Here is a 17083-nt window from a genome sequence, read left to right as displayed (position 1 = left end):
GTCACTGATTCACGGTTTCCCGGCTGCTGTCATTGTTTCGCATATTGGTGGAGGGGGTCTGATAAAACGGTGTCGTTCGTATAATCCATGTAATCAACATGTTGCAGATGATGGTCTAGTGGCTTAACCGTCGCGGGATGGAACAGCAGTGGCACTTATCGTTCAGAAATATGGCGGGTCCTCGGTGGCAGACTCGGACTCCATCAAGCGTGTGGCCAAGCGCATCATTGATACCAAGCGCGCTGGCAATGACATCGCAGTGGTGGTTTCCGCCATGGGTGACACCACTGACGATCTGATCGATCAGGCCATGGATGTGGACTCCAATCCTCCGGCCCGCGAGATGGACATGCTCATGACTGCGGGGGAGCGCATCTCCATGAGCCTGCTGGCCATGAGTATCCATGCACAAGGCGAGCATGCCCATTCCTTCACCGGTTCGCAGGCGGGATTTATGACTGATGCACGCTACGGGGCAGCCCACATCCGCCATGTTCGACCCCAGCGAGTCATGAAGGCCCTGGACCGGGGCGAAGTGGGAATTGTGGCAGGCTTCCAGGGGGTCAATTCTGACGGCGATGCCACCACCTTGGGCCGCGGCGGCTCGGACACCTCGGCTGTGGCCCTGGCTGTGGCGCTCAATGCGGATGTCTGCGAGATTTATACTGACGTGGATGGCGTTTTTACTGCCGACCCGCGCATTGTGCCCACCGCCCGAAGAATTGCCCGCATCTCATACGAGGAGATGCTGGAGATGGCGGCCGGCGGATCTAAGGTGCTGGCACTGCGCTGCGTGGAGTATGCCCAGCGCTTCCGCATGCCCATTCATGTGCGCAGTTCCTTTTCCCATCGTCCTGGCACGCTGATCATGCCCGACGATGTCGATGTCGACAAGATTCCCAATCTGGAGACCGGCCAGTTGCCGGACCGCCCCGCTGCACACACCGACAGGCAACGGGATATGACGGAAGGAAGGTCATGACCAACGGCGAATCCATGGGCGACTTGTTCCCGGACCTGAACGGCCCCGAGTCACCCATCATCTCAGGGGTTGCCCACGACCGCAGCGAGACCCAGGTCAGCCTGCGGGCCGTGCCGGATCGACCCGGCGTAGCCGCACAGCTCTTCACTATCCTTGCCGAGGGCGGCATCAACATAGATATGATCGTCCAGGCTGGGGCGGCCACCGGAACCGTGGACATCTCTTTCACGTTGCCGTCTGCTCAGGCTGATCAGGTGGTTCCCATGCTGGATGACTCCCGTGAGCAACTGGGGTTCCACTCGGTCGACATCAACCCTGAGGTGGGCAAGGTGACCCTGGTAGGGGTCGGCATGAAGACCCACTCGGGCATTACCGCCACCTTCTTCCGGGCCTTGAGCGACCGGCATATCAACGTGCTCATGATTTCGACCTCCGAGATTCGTATCTCCGCCCTGGTGCCCATTCAGAACTTGGACGAGGCGGTACGGGCCATACATACGGCCTTCCATTTGGATGCCGAACAGGTCGAGGCGGTCGTTTATGGCGGCACAGGTCGCTGAGCGGAGAGGAAAGAGCAATGACTGATAAGGCTGATTTGGCGAACAATGGTCGCCGTGGCATCAATGTAGCCGTTCTGGGCGCCACCGGCCAGGTAGGCATGGTCATGCGCCGCATGCTGGACGAACGGGACTTCCCTGTAGCTGACCTGCGCTTCATGGCCTCATCCCGGTCTGCCGGCGAACAGTTGCGCTGGCGTGACAGGACTATCACGGTCGAGGATGTGGAGCAGGCCGATCTGAACGGGATCGATTTGGCCATCTTCTCCGCCGGCGGTTCGACCTCGGGAACCTGGGCTCCTCGTTTCGCCGAGGCCGGAGCCTACGTGGTCGATAACTCCTCCCATTGGCGGATGGATCCTGAGGTCCCCCTGGTGGTGTCTGAGGTCAACCCCGAGGATCTGGATCTTATCCCCCGGAGGATCGTGGCCAATCCCAATTGCACCACCATGGCCTGCATGCCCGTGCTGAGTCCCTTGGCCAAGACATACGGTCTGCGCCGCCTGATCGTCTCCTCCTACCAGGCTGTGTCGGGGGCTGGTCGTGCCGGTGTCCTCCAGCTGCGCGACGAGGCCAAAACAGCCGTGGAGCAGGGTGCTGATCGTCTGGTCTTCGACGGATCGGCCATTGAGTTTCCCCCGCCCACCAAGGTGGTGCGCACTATAGCCTTCAACGCCGTTCCTTTTATAGGCGACTTGGTCGATGACGGCAGCGGGGAAACCGACGAGGAGCAGAAGCTGCGCAATGAGAGTCGCAAGATTCTCCACCTGCCTAATCTGGCCGCCTCCTGCACCTGCGTGCGGGTAGGAGTCTTCACTGCCCACGGCATGAGCATCAATGCTGAGTTTGATCACGATGTCACTCCTGATCAGGCCCGCGACCTGCTGTCCAAGGCCCCCGGAGTAAGTCTGGCGGAAATACCCACTCCTCTGGACGCAGCAGGCAAGGACCCCAGCTTCGTGGGCCGCATCCGCCAGGACCAGGCCGTGGAAGGCAAGAGGGGACTGTCCATGTTCGTGGCCAATGACAACCTGCGCAAGGGAGCCGCCCTCAACGCCGTGCAGATCGCCGAGCTGATCGCCCGGAAGCACTTTGCTGACAGGATTTGAGATGATCGGTCCGCCTGCGGGGCACCGATTAGACTGGAGGCCATGACCAGATCTTCCCAAGAAGTGAAGCGGCAACTGGATCGGATCGTGGCCTTGGGTTATCCGGATGTGGCGGACATCAGCGCCGCCGCTTTCAGAGCCTTGGCCCAGCCCCTGATCTCTGCACTGGAGTCCACTGAGCTGGGCGAGCAGATCCTGCTCATCCCTACCAGGGAGCTGGTCTCGCCCGAGTCGCTGATCGCCCGGACCAGCATCAATCGCATGGCTGGCTTTACCACTATGCCTCCGCGCGACATTGCCAGCTTCCTACCGCAGAACGGGTTCGAGCCCCCCGAGGGGCCCTTTTACATCGTCCTGGAACCGCACACCGGGACCTGCTACACCAACCGCGAGCCGGACGTGGCCCGCAAGCTGATCGACTCAGACGACCGTCTCCCTCTGACCTTGGAGGAGGGTCTGGCCATCGCCACCCAGCATCCCGACTGGCTGGCGGTCAAGAACGGTTTCAACCTGCTGGGTTCTCACAGCGCCGATGGACGCGTGCCCAGCATCTGGATGAGCCAGAACGCCCCCCGTCTGGGCTCGGTCTGGCCCAACTCGCGTCACACCTGGCTGGGCAACGCCTACTGCGAGGGCCGCCGCGGCGTCTCACTCTTCCAATGAATCTTTTGCAGTGCGCATTCTTTCGGTGCTTGCATCGTCGGCAACCTTGGGATTATGCCGGACCTCGTGCGCTCGTCTTTCTCTGCGTCGTAATGCGGACCCGGACCGCATGTCCTAGCTCTCCTCCGGTAAAATAATGGCACCCCCGGTATGGTTTCGGCCTGTCCGAACACCCATGGCCGGGTGATATTGCGGTTTCCGACGAACGAAAGAAGGAGGAGAGATGGATCAGGATCGTGCATCCGTGTTTGATCTTGCGGCCCAGGCCGCGGCGTCCAATGGAGGGAACAACGACCTGCTGCTGCCTCCCCCCAGGTTTGTGGGCTCGCCGCAGAAGCCCAGTGCCATGCCCTACAACAAGTATGTGGCCTATAACAAGCAGGTGCCTTTCGACTATCCGCAGCGCACCTGGCCGGGCAAGACCCTGAAGCGGGCGCCTCGTTGGTGTTCGGTGGATCTTCGCGACGGCAACCAGGCCCTGGTCGACCCTATGGATTCCGAGCGCAAGCTGAGATTCTGGAATCTGCTGATATCCATGGGATTCAAGGAGATTGAGGTGGGCTTCCCCTCGGCCTCCGAGACTGATTGCGACTTCATCCGCCTCCTGATAGAGCGCGAGCTGATTCCCGACGATGTGACTATCGTGGTCCTGACTCAGGCTCGCGAACATCTGATCCGTCGCACCTACGAGGCCCTGCGTGGAGCCAAGAGGGCCGTGGTCCATTTCTATAACTCGGTCTCGGTTCTGCAGAGGGAGGTCGTCTTCCATAAGGACAAGGCCGGGATCAAGAAGCTGGCCACCGACGCAGCTGAACTCTGCCGCTCTCTGGAGGCCGATGCCGGGGGTACTGATCTCTCCTATGAATACTCGCCTGAGTCCTTCTCCGGTGCCGAGCCTGAGTATTCGCTGGAAGTCTGCAATGCGGTCATCGACGTGATCCGGCCTACGCCTGAGCATCCCATGATCATCAACCTGCCCAACACCGTGGAGATGACCACCCCCAACGTCTTCGCCGACGAGGTGGAGTACATATCCACCAACCTCAAGGACCGGGATGCGGTGGTGCTCTCCCTGCACCCCCACAACGACGAGGGTATGGCCGTAGCTGCCACCGAGCTCAGTCTGCTGGCCGGGGCTGACCGGGTGGAGGGTTGTCTGCTGGGCAATGGTGAGCGCACCGGCAACGTCGACATTTGCACGGTGGGGCTGAACCTGCTGGTCCAGGGGATCGATCCCCAGCTGGACTTCTCCGACATGCCCGGCATCCGTCGGACGGTGGAGTACTGCAACCAGATCGCCGTCTCCGAGCGGCACCCCTACGTCGGCAACTTCGTCTTTACGGCCTTCTCCGGCTCCCATCAGGATGCCATCAAGAAGGGTCTGGACGCTCGGCAGCAGGCCGCACTGCGCGCCAACGCCAACCCTGACGACTTCCTTTGGCTGGTGCCCTATCTGCCCATCGACCCCAAGGATGTGGGTGGTAACTACGAGGCCATCATCCGGGTCAACTCCCAGTCGGGCAAGGGTGGCATGGCTTACCTGCTCAAGGCCAACCATCATCTGGACCTGCCCAAGCGTCTCCAGGTGGAGTTCGAACGGCTGGTCCAGAGCTATGCCGACAGGACCAAGCGCGAGGTCAAGGATGCCGACATCTGGCGGCTCTTCAAGGACGAGTACCTGCCCGTGGAGGCTGGCGGGAGCGTGGTCGGCGGGGAGTCCATGGCCGATCAGCGCGATGAGACCCTGCGCCAGTGGGGACGCTTCAAGCTGCTGAATGTTGCAGTCACCTCCGGCGAGGACGGATCCGACACCGTCCTGGATGCCACCCTGTTGGACCGGGGACTTGCCCCGGGTGATCCTGAGGTAAGGCGGCGTGTTCAGGGACATGGGAATGGTCCAATCGCGGCCTTCCTGGACGCGCTCAAGTCCCTGGATCAGACCGTCTCGGTTCTGGATTACGCCGAGCATGCCATGACCGCCGGCACGGATGCTCTGGCGGCTTCCTACGTGGAATGCCAGGTGGGCGAACCGGCCAGGTCCCGCGTGATTTGGGGCGTGGGCATCGATTCGTCCATCTCCACCAGCTCCCTCAAGGCCATTATTTCGGCGCTCAACCGCTTCCAGCGCGGCTAGAAGTCATAGAGAGGCAGCAACTCTCGTCAGCCTCACGGCCCAATCCGAACGCAGCTGATTGGTTCGGATCGGGCCAGGTTGTCCACGCTGGTTTACTACTGGGATTGCTCTGACTCGGAGTTGCCCTCAGTGGTTGTGCTGTTGCTGCTCTCGGCCTCGCCTCCGTTGCCTGAACCCGAACCACTGCTGGCTCCTGACTCCTCCTGAGGAGTTGTCTGCTGTTGGGTGCGTCGCTGAGGCACATATTCATAGTTGTAGCTGCGCCTGGGCGTATAGGAGTAGCTCCGTCTATATCCGGTGCCCCAGCTGCCATCCGGGCCGCCGATCTTGCCATGGTCTTCGGCCGCAGGGAAGCGCTCAACTGGGCTGTCGCCCAAGGCGGACTTCATGTACTGGGTGAACAGCGGGACCGGTAAAAACTCATTCTGATAGACCTCGGGCACCTTGAGTGCACTGCCGTCCTGTCCTTGGTTCCAGACAGCGAAGGTGGTCAGAACCGAGGGGGTGAATCCGATGAAGGAGATGGCTGTCTGGTCGTTGGCCGTGCCTGTCTTGCTGGCGATGGGCCTGCCTAGGGAACGCGCATAGGTGGCGGTGCCGTATTGAACTGTGGTGCTCATGGCTTTCTGTAGCAGGGCCACCTGGTCGGCATTGAAGACCTGATCCGACTGGATCGCGGCCGTGTAGAGCTCCTGATCCTTGGCATCCTTGACCTGTGCCACCAGATGCAGCTTGGGCCGCTTGCCGCCATTGGCCAGCGTGGCATACCCCTGTGTCACGTCATAGACCGAGAGGGCATCCAGGCCCAGGGTGTCGAAGGTGGTCGTGTCGTCGATTTTGCCGGTGATGCCAGCAGTGTGGGCCACCTGGGCGATTTTTTGTGAGGTCACGTGTTCGCCCAGGTCCATGAAGACCGTGTTGACCGATCTGGCGAAGGCCGAATAGAGATTGATGTATCCGTAGCTGACGTTTCCGTCGTTGGCGACGGACTTGCCCACGCTGGAGAAGGTGCGCGGCGAATTGCCGTTGAAGACTGTGTTCAGGTTGACTCCATCCTGGATGGCGGCCAGAAGCGTGTAGGCCTTCATGGTCGAACCCACCTGGTAGGTCGCCTGATCCACGTTGTTGAGCGGGTGGGTCAGGTAGTCGTCACCGGCATACAGGGAGATGATGGCCCCGGTCTTGGGATCGACCGAGAGCCCACCGGTCTGCAGGGTGGGTGGCTGACGCTTGTTGCCTGTGGACGGACTTGCCACCTGGAACATCAGATCCTGCTTGTCCTTTTGGATGGTGGTGATGATTCGGTAGCCGCCAGTATCCAGGTCGTCCGCGGTAAAGGGGGCCTTTTTGCCGGTAGACAGCTCATTGCGGACCATGCGCAGCAGGTAGCCGTTGGGCCCCTGATAGACGTTCTGCGGCGAGTACTTGATGGTCTGGGGCATCTGGGCGCCGACCCGGTCCTTGTGGCTGATGTAGTGATCCTCCTCCATGATGCCCAGCACCCGGTGGAAGCGCGACTCGGCCTGCTTGGGGTTAATAGCCGGATCCCAGGAGGCCGGGGCGGGGATGATGCCGGCCAGCATGGCCGACTCGGGCATGGTCAGATCCTTGGCGTCCTTGCCAAAGTAGTTCTGCGCGGCGGCCTGGATCCCGTAGGCTCCGCGGCCGAAGTAGATGGTGTTCATATAGTTGCACAGGACTGTTTCCTTGCTCTCGGTCCTGGAGATCTTCAAAGAGAGGATGGCCTCGCGCAGCTTGCCTTTGTAGGTGGTGGTCTCACCCAGATAGTAGCGCTCGGCGTACTGCTGGGTGATGGTTGATCCGCCCTGCCGGGTGCCCTTGGTCACGTTGTTGAGCAGGGCCCGGCCGATGCCCTTGAGGTCGATGCCGTTATCCTTATAGAAGGAGCGGTTCTCTGAGGAGACGACCGCGTTTCCTACATACTTGGGCAGGACTGCGCAGTCGATGATCTCCCGGTTCTGGTCGGCGTAAGTGCCGATAGGGGTGGAGCCGTCAGCATAGTAGACCGTGGTCTTTTGTGCCAGGGCCTGCTTCTCCGGCGGGATGATCTCAGTAGTCAGGTATAGGTAGGCGAAAGCTGCTGCCCCGACAACAAGCACCAGTCCCAGCAGACCCAGGGTCCACTTGAGCAGACGATGCGACTTGCGGCGCCGCCTGCGACGAGGTCCGCCGCCCCGGGGATTGCGGTCGGCATGTCGCGAGGTGAGTCTGTCGGCGCGATTGCTGCCACCGCGTGACCCGGACCGGACCCTGCGGGTGGGCGAGGTCGAACTGACTGAACGAGTCTGATTGGCCATGCCAACCACGCTATCCGGCAGGGCTGAAAACTGTTCGACCTAAGGCTGAACGTTCATCATTTTCGTACGTTTGCGCCATCCTTGGAGGTCTGTACTGTCGGCGGGCGCGCATATGAGGCCCATTCCATCATGCTATCTACCTGGAGAAGGTATGCTTAGGTTGGAATAACTCAGTAAATCAGAGGAGTTTGTATGAGCATCCGTGTAGCTATAGCGGGCGTGGGCAACTGCGCTTCCTCGCTGGTACAGGGAGTCGAGTATTACAAGGACGCCAAGGATGATGACAAGATCCCTGGCATCATGCACGCCAATTTCGGTGGCTACCGCATTCGTGACGTGGAGTTCGTGACCGCCTTCGATGTGGATTCACTTAAGGTCGGCAAGGACCTGAGCGAGGCCATCTTCGCCTCGCAAAACAACACCTACAAGTTCTGCGATGTCCCCAACAAGGGCGTGGAAGTCCTGCGCGGGCCGACTGGTGACGGGCTGGGTGAGTACTACAAGAAGATGATCACCGAGTCGGATGCCGAGCCTGTGGATGTGGCCCAGGTCCTGCGCGACAAGAAGGTCGATGTGCTGGTCTCCTACCTGCCCGTTGGCTCTGAGCAGGCCGACAAGGCCTACGCCACCGCCGCCATCGAGGCCGGTTGCGCCTTCGTCAACTGCCTGCCCGTCTTCATCGCCTCCGACCCCGAGTGGGCTCAGAAGTTCCGCGATGCCGGCCTGCCCATCGTGGGTGACGACATCAAGAGCCAGGTGGGCGCCACCATTACCCACAGGGTCATGGCCCGCCTCTTCGAGGATCGCGGCGTGCGTCTGGACCGCACCTACCAGCTGAACGTGGGTGGCAACATGGACTTCATGAACATGCTGCAGCGCACTCGTCTGGAGTCCAAGAAGGTTTCCAAGACCCGTGCAGTCACCTCCATCGTTCCTCACGACATGGACCCCCACAACGTCCACATCGGTCCTTCCGACTATGTGGCCTGGCTGGATGACCGCAAGTTCGCCTTCGTGCGTCTGGAAGGCACCACCTTCGGTGATGTGCCTCTGAATCTGGAGTACAAGCTGGAGGTCTGGGATTCGCCCAACTCGGCTGGCATCGTCATCGATGCCCTGCGCGCCGCCAAGATTGCCCTGGACCGCCACCTGGCCGGCCCGGTGCTGGCACCCAGCTCCTACTTCATGAAGTCCCCTGCTGTCCAGCATGAGGACAACGAGGCCCGCCAGCTGGTCGAGGATTATATCGCCGGCAAGGTGGAGGGCGACGAGAGCGCCCTGGATGCCGATGTCAAGGCTGCCAAGGAGAACGGCAAGGACGTCTGGCACGCCTGAGCCTGCAGATCCTGCCTGTTTGATTTCTGAGGCGCCTCTTCGAAGGGTGTCCCGGAGGTATGAATGGCAGATGCTTGGTCTAAAAAGGCCGGCCGCTTTCGTGAGTGGCCGGCCTTCTCGTATTCGGATTGAAATAGCAGTTCGGATTAGCTAACTTCGCCTGATGCTGGGAACTTCAGTCTCATGCACCCTTTAAGGATTACCTTGGAAAGGCGTTAGGAATCAGGTTCCGGTTTCAGTCCTTGGCGTGGCCTACCAGGGGGGCGATTCGCTTGTCCCAGGCGTCCAGGGCCGAGTTGATGACCTGGTGCATGTCGTAGTAGGCATAGGTGCCCAGGCGACCGCCGAAGACGACCTTCGGCTGTTGGGCTGCCAGCTGCTTGTACTGGGTATAGAGGGCCCGGTCGTCGCCTGTATTGATGGGGTAGTAGGGTTCGTCGCCCTTGCCGGCGAAGCGGCTGTACTCCTCCCAGACCACGGTGCGCTCATGGTTCTGCTGGTCGTAACGCTCAGGGTTGAAGTTCTTGAACTCGATGGCACGGGTGTAGGGGACGTCAGGATCGGAGAAGTTCATGACCGGGCAGCCGAAGTGGTCGTCTTCGTCGTAGCGGCGCTCCTTGAAGTCCACGGTCCGCCACTTGAGCTCGCCCAGACGGTAGTCGAAGTAGCGGTCAACCGGGCCGGTGTAGACCACGGGGACCTGGCCCGCCAAAGCATCCCGGTTCCAGGGCTGGGAGTTGTCGAAGAAGTCGGTCTTCAGACTCACCTGGATGCGCGGGTCGTCAATCATCCTCTCGAACCAGGCAGTGTAACCGTCCTTGGGCAGGCCCTCCCAGGTGTCTTTGAAGTAGTGGTTGTCGTAATTGAATCGCACCGGGAGCCGTTTGATGATCGAAGCCGGCAACTGAGAGGGGTCGGTCTGCCACTGCTTGGCCGTGTAGTTCTTGATGAAGGCCTCATACAGAGGCCGGCCAATCAGGGAGATGCCCTGGTCGTTCAGGTTGCCCGGGTCGGTCCCGGCCAGTTCGCCAGCCTGTTCGCGGATCAGTTCACGGGCCTGCTGGGGCGTGTAGTGGGCGTGGAAGAACTGGTTGATGGTGCCCAGGTTGATGGGCAGGGGGTAGACCTCGCCCTTGTGGGTGGTGTAGACCCGGTGGGTGTAGTCGGTGAATTCGGTGAAGCGATTGACGTACTCCCAGACCTTGCGATTGGAGGTGTGGAAGAGGTGGGCCCCATACTTGTGGATTTCGGCCCCGGTCTCCTCGTCCATATAGGAGTAAGCATTGCCCCCGATGTGGTCGCGCACGTCGATGATCCGTACCCGGGCCCCGCTGTGCTCGACCGCCTGCTGGGCCACGGTCAGACCGAACAAGCCAGCGCCCACAATCACCAAATCAGCATCCATGTCAGCCATTCGTCTTCAGCCATCCATCCCTTGTCGCTGTGATGCCGGGCTCTCTACTGTCTACCGCCAGGGTCCGGCTCGATCCGTGATCAACCGCTGGAGTACGGCGATCCTGTTGCCTACATGCTAGCGGACAGGTCTGGTCAGGGAAGCGGCGGGCAGCAATATCGACTGAATACGCACCTGGTGTCGATGGGTCGGCGCTTGTCAGTGGACAAGTGGAGCCTGTCTGCTATCATGGTGACTTGCTCTCACGTGGCGTTATGTCACCCAATCCCCCCAGGGCAGGAATGCAGCAAGGGTAAGTGGCCTCTGGCGGGTGCGTGGGAGTTTTCCATATTCGCCCTGACTGAACCGGTTGGAGTCGTGAAGGGAGCGCATTCGTCGGACGGGGTGTCGGATGTCGACCCAGGGGTTGGATAGAGTCTAGAGGTATGACCAACAAGCGCAAGCAGGGCGAAGTACGGCAAGCCTGGTACCGGGACCCGAATGAGCAGACCGAAGCGGCCAGCAGTCATGTTGACCGGGATCCCTTGATGTCTCGCCCCCGGATCTCAGCCTTGGTTTTGTGCCTGGTCGCAGGCCTGGCCTGCCTGGGTCTGGCGGCTTTGGTCTGGTGGGCGGCCGTCTGGACTGTTCCCGGGCAGACCTATGACGACATGGCCCTGACCAACTTCCGTGGCTTCCTTGACCAGGCGCCACTTGTCAAGGCTTATCTGGGACTGTTCACCATTCCTTTTGTGACTGTGGCGATCTGCGTAGTGCTGGGCCTTGTCGCCCTGGTGGTGGTTCTAGTGCGACGCCGGTGGTGGCTGCTTGGCCAGGTTGCTGTTTATGCACTGGTGGTCTACGGGGCGGCACGCATTCTCAAACGTTACCTGCCTCGCCCTGTGCTGATCCACGTTCAGGCTTCCGCTGCCAATTCAGCCCCCTCGGGACACACCATCCTCGCTCTGGCAGTGGTCCTGGCCCTGCTCTGTGTGGTGCCCCGGGTTTGGAGGGCCTTTGTTGCCTTGGTGGGATTCGCCTTTGACCTGTCCGTGGGCTGCTCGCTGGTGCAGGGTGGGTGGCATCGCCCTTCAGACGTGGTCATGGGCATTCTCATTCCTACCGGTCTCTGCCTTATTGCACTGGCTGCCACTCGGGGGACCGGTATGGATGTTCCTGGGACCAGAATGTCCTCGGCTTCGATTCAGATCGTCTCCACGATGATGCTGGTAGCTGGGTTCCTAGGGATTATTTACGCCTGCTATGTCATCTGGCAGGTCAGCCCTGGTCTGGAGATCGGTGCCCGGTGGACGGCCTATGGGGTTCACTGCTCAGCGGTCATACTGATGGCCTCGGTTCTGTCTCTGACCCTGGGTCTGGTTCTAGCGATGAGGCAGATTACGGCCTCGCCTCTGACCAGGATGGGCCTTGTCGGTCGGCCCCCGGCTCCGCCTAAAAATGACTGAGGTCAAACTCTGGGCGTACTGAACGTCTCTGATTCATCCACCATCGGGCCTAGGGATCCACGCCCGTGCACATGACCCCTTGATTTGCATGGTTACGGAACCCCGTGAGTAAGATGGCGTGCGAAAGACAACAATATAAGGAGAGGCCATGGCATCCGGCAATAAGCTCGTCATTGTTGAGTCGCCAACCAAGGCAAAGAAGATCGGCGGGTACCTGGGCAAGGGCTACACGGTCATGGCCTCGGTGGGCCATATCCGCGACCTGGCCCAACCATCGCAGATCCCGGCCTCCCAGAAGAAGGCCTACGGCAAGTTCGGCGTAGACGTGAATGATGGCTTCAAGCCCTACTACATCGTGGACGATAAAAAGAAACACACGGTCTCCGAGCTCAAGAAGGCGCTGAAGAACGCCGACGAGCTTTATCTGGCCACTGATGAGGATCGGGAGGGGGAGGCCATCGCCTGGCATCTGGTCCAGACCCTTAAACCCAAGGTTCCGGTAAAGCGCATGGTCTTTCACGAGATCACCCCAGAGGCCATCAAGAATTCGCTCAAGCACACCAGGGACGTGGATGCCCACATGGTCGATGCCCAGGAGACCCGCAGGGTGCTGGATCGCCTCTATGGCTACGAGCTTTCACCGGTGCTCTGGCGCAAGGTGGGTCCGGGACTGAGCGCAGGGCGTGTGCAGTCTGTGGCGACTCGGCTGATTGTGGAGCGCGAGCGTGAGCGCATGGCCTTCGTCAAGGCCTCCTACTGGGATCTGCTGGCGCGTCTGGTGCAGGAGGATGCCGGGGAATCGGCGTCACCAGGTGGTTTTCAGGCGCGGATGATTAGCCTGGGAAAGCAGAGGCTGGCGGTTTCCAAGGACTTCACCTCCAAGGGTCAGCTGACGGAAGCGGCCGCCAAGGAGCAGGTCCTGCAGCTGGATGAGCAGCATGCCCGAAACCTGGCTGAGACGCTGAAGGATCAGGACTTCACAGTGACGGGTATGGAGACCAAGCCTTACCGTCGGCGTCCCCAGCCCCCCTTCACCACGTCTACCCTGCAGCAGACGGCCGGCAATCGGTTAGGTATGAGTTCACGAGCCACCATGCGGGCTGCCCAGGGGCTCTATGAGAACGGGTTCATCACCTACATGCGTACCGATTCGGTCACTCTCTCCCAGGAGGCCATCGCTGCTGCCCGCAAGGGGGTTGAGCGTGAGTATGGGGCCGAATACCTTTCGGCCGAGTCCAAACAGTATGTGACCAAGACTGCTGGCGCCCAGGAGGCCCACGAGTGCATTCGGCCCGCCGGTTCCACCTTCCACAGGCCTCAGGATCTTGCCGACCGTCTGGCCCCTGACCAGCTCAAGCTCTACACCCTGATCTGGCGGCGCACCCTGGCTTCGCAGATGGCCGACGCCACCGGGTCCACAGCCACTATCCACCTGTCGGCGCAGGCTGGCAAGGAGGGTATGGCCCTCTTCCAGGCTTCAGGTACTGTCATCAAGTTCCCCGGGTTCCTCAAGGCCATGGGTGGCGGTGCAGGCTCTGAGCAGAACGATGAGGACTCTTCCCTGCCTCCGGTCCAGCAGGGTGACGTGCTTCGTGCTGCCTCTGTCGATCCCGAGGGCCATGAGACCCAACCACCTGCACGTTACACTGAGGCCTCTCTGGTCAAAACCCTGGAGGCCAAGGAGATTGGCAGGCCTTCCACTTATGCCAGCATCATTTCGACCATCATCGACCGAGGATACGTCTACGAGCGTGGCCGTGCACTGATTCCCTCCTGGTTGGCCTTTTCGGTAGTCAGATTGTTGGAGACCAATTTCCCCAAGTACGTGGATTACCAGTTCACGGCGCAGATGGAGAACGGCCTGGATATGATCGCCCATGGCAAGGAACGAGGCAAGGACTGGCTGACCCGGTTCTACTTCGGTTCGGGCCCGGGCGCTGCCCAAAACGCTGACCAGGCCCATCAGGGCCTACAGGAGCAGGTGGCCCAGCTAGGGGACATCGACGCCCGCAAAATCAATACCATCGAGATCGGTGATGGCCTGCAGGTGAGGGTCGGTCGCTACGGTCCCTATCTTGAGGATACGGCCGACCTGGATGCCGACGGAAACCCCAAGCGAGCCTCGTTGCCGCCCACCATGGCTCCGGATGAGCTGACAGTGGCGGCGGGTCATGAGCTGATTGCCGCAAATGCCGGCGGTCCCCGTCAGCTGGGAAAGGATCCGCAGACCGGCGGTCGGGTCGAGGTGCGCAAAGGTAGATTCGGTCCCTATGTGGCTCTGATCAGCCCTGAAGAGGAAGCAGCAGAGCAGAAAAAGCCGACTGGCAAGACTGCACGGACGGCCAAGCAGACTGGTCCTAAGCCCAAGATGGCCTCGCTATTCAAGACCATGGATCCAGACACGGTCACCCTGGAGGATGCTCTGAAGCTGCTCAGCCTGCCTAGGACGGTGGGCAGCATCGAACTGACCGATGCCAAGACGGGAGAAACCAGCCAAGCCACCGTCACGGCCAGCAACGGCCGTTACGGCCCCTATCTGACGGCCACTAAGGCCGACGGTGGCACCGAGACGCGTTCGCTGACCGACGAGGGGCAGATTTTTACTATCGACCAGGCCGGGGCCAAGGTCCTCTTCGACCAGCCTAAGTACGGACGACGTTCCCGGAGCGCTGCCAAGCCTCCTCTCCGTGAGCTGGGTACGGACCCTGACAGCGGCAAACCCGTCACCATCAAGGATGGGTTCTACGGTGTCTACATTACCGACGGGCAGACCAACAGGACCCTGCCCAAGCAGTACACGGCCCAGTCCATCGAGCCGGAGGTGGCCTTCCGTCTACTGGCAGAGAAGCGCGCGGCCGGACCCACCAAGAGGCGTGGCAGGACCACCCGCAAGTCGACTGCACGAAAGTCGGCGTCCAGCAAAACTACGGCTGGCAAGTCGGCTACCCGCGCTCGCAAAACCACAAAGAAGACAAAGACTTCCAAGACTTCCAAAACTACGGAGCGTCAGGCATGAGCGATGGTTTGTTCATTTCCTTCGAGGGCGTGGATGGTGTAGGCAAAACCACCCAGGTCCAACAAGCACACAACTATCTGCAGGAGCGTGGCTTGCGATCTCTGGTCACCCGCGAGCCAGGCGGCACCCCCGTCGGATTGACCATACGGGAACTCGTTCTGCATGGATTGGCCGCCTTCCCCTCGGTTGCCGTGACCGGAGGTACCGATGTGGTTGACGCCTCCGACGATCTTGCCCCCAGGACCGAGGCCCTGCTCTATGCGGCGGACCGGGCTGAGCATGTAGCCCAGGTGGTGCGTCCGGCTCTGGAACGCGGAGACATTGTGCTCTGCGACCGTTACTTGGATTCCTCATTGGCTTATCAGGCCGGAGGCCGTGATCTGTCAGTGGATGTGATTCGTCGACTGAGTCTGTGGGCCAGTCAGGACCTTCTGCCCAAGCGCACCTACCTGCTGGACGCGGATCCGTCACAGTCCAAGTCGCGTCTGGATCATGAGCCCGATCGGCTGGAATCGGCTGGCGACGACTTTCAGCAGCATGTGCGTCAGGCATTCCTGCAACTGGCGCAGAGGGAACCCGATCGGTTCCTGGTTATCGACGCCACCCAGTCCATCGAGCAGGTCTGGCAGATCATTCAAGACGATTTGGACAAGTTAGTCGAAGGGCGCATGCCAGATCTGCCGCAGGTCGACGATGATCTTCCGGATGTCGATGATGAGAATGATGACACTGGTGCTCAGGACGATGCCGACAAGGATGAATCGGCTGCAGGATATGAGGACGATGAGCAGGCTACCGAGACGGATTGGACTGAGTCTGCGGATACGTCTGATCAGGACGACCAGTCCATGGAGGCGGGAACAGCCGGCGGGGATGCTGACGACGATTCGGTTCCTGTGGGTTCCCGCGCTCGCGGGCTGCTCCGGTCCCGGCTCTTGCGGAAGACCCGATGAGCGTCTGGGATGCCATTGTGGGTCAGCAGCCCACGGTAGATTTGCTCAAGCGGACGGTGGCCGCTCAGACGCAGGGTCATGACGAGGTTGCGCAATCCTGGCTGATTTGTGGTCCTCCAGGATCAGGGCGGTCCAATCTGGCCCGAGCTTTTGCGGCGGCCCTGATCAGTCCTGACCAGGGATTGAGCGATCAGCCCACACGCGTCACTCAGCAGGTCTTGGCCGGGACCCATCCGGATGTGACCATACTGTCAACCAACAAGGTCACCATCGGTATCAACGAGGTCAGGGATCTGATCATGACCTCGGAGCAGATGCCCTCAACCTCTCGTTGGCGGGTCATCATCATCGAGGACGTGGACCGGATGCTGGAGCGGACCACCAATGTGTTGCTCAAGGAGATCGAGGAGCCGGCCGAGCACACCATCTGGCTTCTGTGCGCACCCAACGCCCAGGATGTGCTGCCCACCATCCGCTCACGGACGAGGGTGCTCAACCTAGCGGTGCCATCCAACACCGCAGTGGCGGATTTCCTGACTGATCAGGTGGGGGTGGACCGGCCTCTGGCCGCCAAGGCCGCTCGTCTGGCTCAGGGACACATCGGCATCGCTCGTCTCTACGCCACCAGGGATCAGGTCCTGGCTGACCGTGATGAGCTGGTGGTGGGTCTGCTGGGGCTGCGGCGAGCTTCGGATGCTGTGATTCTGGCTGGCCGGGTGGTTGATGCCGCCCGGGATCAAGCCACCGCCACCGTGGACGATGAGGTGGCCAGGGACGAGCGGGAGTTTCGGCAGATCAACGGTCTCAGAGACAAGGAACGCATTCCCCGGCAGTTGCGTGGAGCCTACCATGCATTGGGGGGCAAGGATCAGGTCCGCCGACGGGTTACCAGACTGACCCGGGACGTGCTGGACCGCAACCTGAGTACCCTGGCCAGCGTTTACCGGGATGTGGGTGTCCTGCAGAACGGCGCCGAAGAGAAGGCTGGCTTGGTCAATTTGGAAAATCGGGCGGCTATTGCTGATTTGTCCGTCAGACTCTCCAGACAGGGGGCCATTGACCGTATTCAGCTGATTGCCCGAGCTCGCAGGAGGCTGGCTGCCAACGGTTCGCCGCTCTTGGTCTTCGAGGCGCTCTTCTGCACCCTGCTGGTCTGA

At 60.7% G+C, this 17083-nt stretch carries 11 protein-coding genes, 1 other RNA gene and 1 pseudogene; 11 read left to right on the top strand and 2 right to left on the bottom strand.

Annotated features, from left to right (window positions below; genetic code table 11):
- Nucleotides 1-148: 148 nt before the first annotated feature.
- From H3V09_RS06130 to leuA, 5 genes are all read left to right on the top strand, one after another.
- Nucleotides 149-982, top strand: coding sequence for an aspartate kinase (locus H3V09_RS06130; RefSeq protein WP_110413526.1), 834 nt, complete (start codon nucleotides 149-151; stop codon nucleotides 980-982).
- Nucleotides 979-1542 carry an ACT domain-containing protein gene (locus H3V09_RS06125; protein WP_198191260.1) on the top strand — a complete coding sequence of 188 codons (564 nt, stop codon included), beginning with the start codon at nucleotides 979-981 and terminating at the stop codon, nucleotides 1540-1542. The genes H3V09_RS06130 and H3V09_RS06125 overlap by 4 nt, the downstream gene beginning before the upstream one ends.
- Nucleotides 1543-1559: 17 nt before the next feature.
- Complete coding sequence (locus tag H3V09_RS06120; RefSeq protein ID WP_198191261.1) at nucleotides 1560-2648, top strand: aspartate-semialdehyde dehydrogenase; 1089 nt, start codon at nucleotides 1560-1562, stop codon at nucleotides 2646-2648.
- Nucleotides 2649-2690: 42 nt separating this feature from the next.
- Nucleotides 2691-3311 carry a DUF5701 family protein gene (locus tag H3V09_RS06115; protein ID WP_046323454.1) on the top strand — a complete coding sequence of 207 codons (621 nt, stop codon included), beginning with the start codon at nucleotides 2691-2693 and terminating at the stop codon, nucleotides 3309-3311.
- Between the two features lie 223 nt (nucleotides 3312-3534).
- On the top strand, nucleotides 3535-5445 hold the full coding sequence (leuA, locus tag H3V09_RS06110; protein ID WP_198191262.1) for a 2-isopropylmalate synthase: 1911 nt from the start codon (nucleotides 3535-3537) through the stop codon (nucleotides 5443-5445).
- 95 nt (nucleotides 5446-5540) lie between these two features.
- Here leuA and H3V09_RS06105 read toward each other — a convergent pair whose 3' ends face one another.
- Entirely contained in the window at nucleotides 5541-7763 is a 2223-nt protein-coding gene (locus H3V09_RS06105) for a transglycosylase domain-containing protein (RefSeq protein ID WP_198191263.1), read from the bottom strand.
- A 192-nt stretch (nucleotides 7764-7955) separates the two neighbouring features.
- Between H3V09_RS06105 and H3V09_RS06100 the strand changes: the two genes are divergently transcribed.
- Nucleotides 7956-9098 (top strand): inositol-3-phosphate synthase, encoded by a 1143-nt coding sequence (locus tag H3V09_RS06100; RefSeq protein WP_029678243.1) that lies wholly within the window; start codon nucleotides 7956-7958, stop codon nucleotides 9096-9098.
- Between the two features lie 235 nt (nucleotides 9099-9333).
- Here H3V09_RS06100 and glf read toward each other — a convergent pair whose 3' ends face one another.
- On the bottom strand, nucleotides 9334-10512 hold the full coding sequence (gene glf / locus H3V09_RS06095; RefSeq protein ID WP_198191264.1) for a UDP-galactopyranose mutase: 1179 nt from the start codon (nucleotides 10510-10512) through the stop codon (nucleotides 9334-9336).
- A gap of 236 nt (nucleotides 10513-10748) precedes the next feature.
- On the opposite strand from glf, the gene ffs reads away from it, so the two are divergent.
- The 5 genes and pseudogenes from ffs to H3V09_RS06070 all read left to right on the top strand — a co-directional run bounded on the left by ffs (nucleotide 10749) and on the right by H3V09_RS06070 (nucleotide 17083).
- An RNA gene (gene ffs / locus H3V09_RS06090) (signal recognition particle sRNA small type) lies at nucleotides 10749-10839 on the top strand.
- Nucleotides 10840-10937: 98 nt separating this feature from the next.
- A complete protein-coding gene (locus H3V09_RS06085; RefSeq protein WP_046323450.1) occupies nucleotides 10938-11957 on the top strand; it encodes a phosphatase PAP2 family protein in 1020 nt (339 codons plus the stop codon).
- A gap of 148 nt (nucleotides 11958-12105) precedes the next feature.
- Complete coding sequence (gene topA, locus H3V09_RS06080) at nucleotides 12106-14973, top strand: type I DNA topoisomerase (RefSeq protein WP_198191265.1); 2868 nt, start codon at nucleotides 12106-12108, stop codon at nucleotides 14971-14973.
- Nucleotides 14970-15623, top strand: a pseudogene (tmk, locus tag H3V09_RS06075) (dTMP kinase); the annotation flags it as partial. The gene topA and the pseudogene tmk, both read left to right, overlap by 4 nt.
- A 299-nt stretch (nucleotides 15624-15922) precedes the next feature.
- Nucleotides 15923-17083, top strand: a complete 1161-nt coding sequence (locus H3V09_RS06070) for a DNA polymerase III subunit delta' (protein ID WP_121912906.1) — start codon at nucleotides 15923-15925, stop codon at nucleotides 17081-17083.

This window comes from Bifidobacterium sp. M0399, from assembly GCF_016100595.1.
Taxonomy (GTDB): Bacteria; Actinomycetota; Actinomycetes; order Actinomycetales; family Bifidobacteriaceae; genus Bombiscardovia; species Bombiscardovia polysaccharolytica.
Note: the sequence above shows the minus strand (reverse complement) of the source record. Positions and strands in the feature narration are given on the sequence as shown.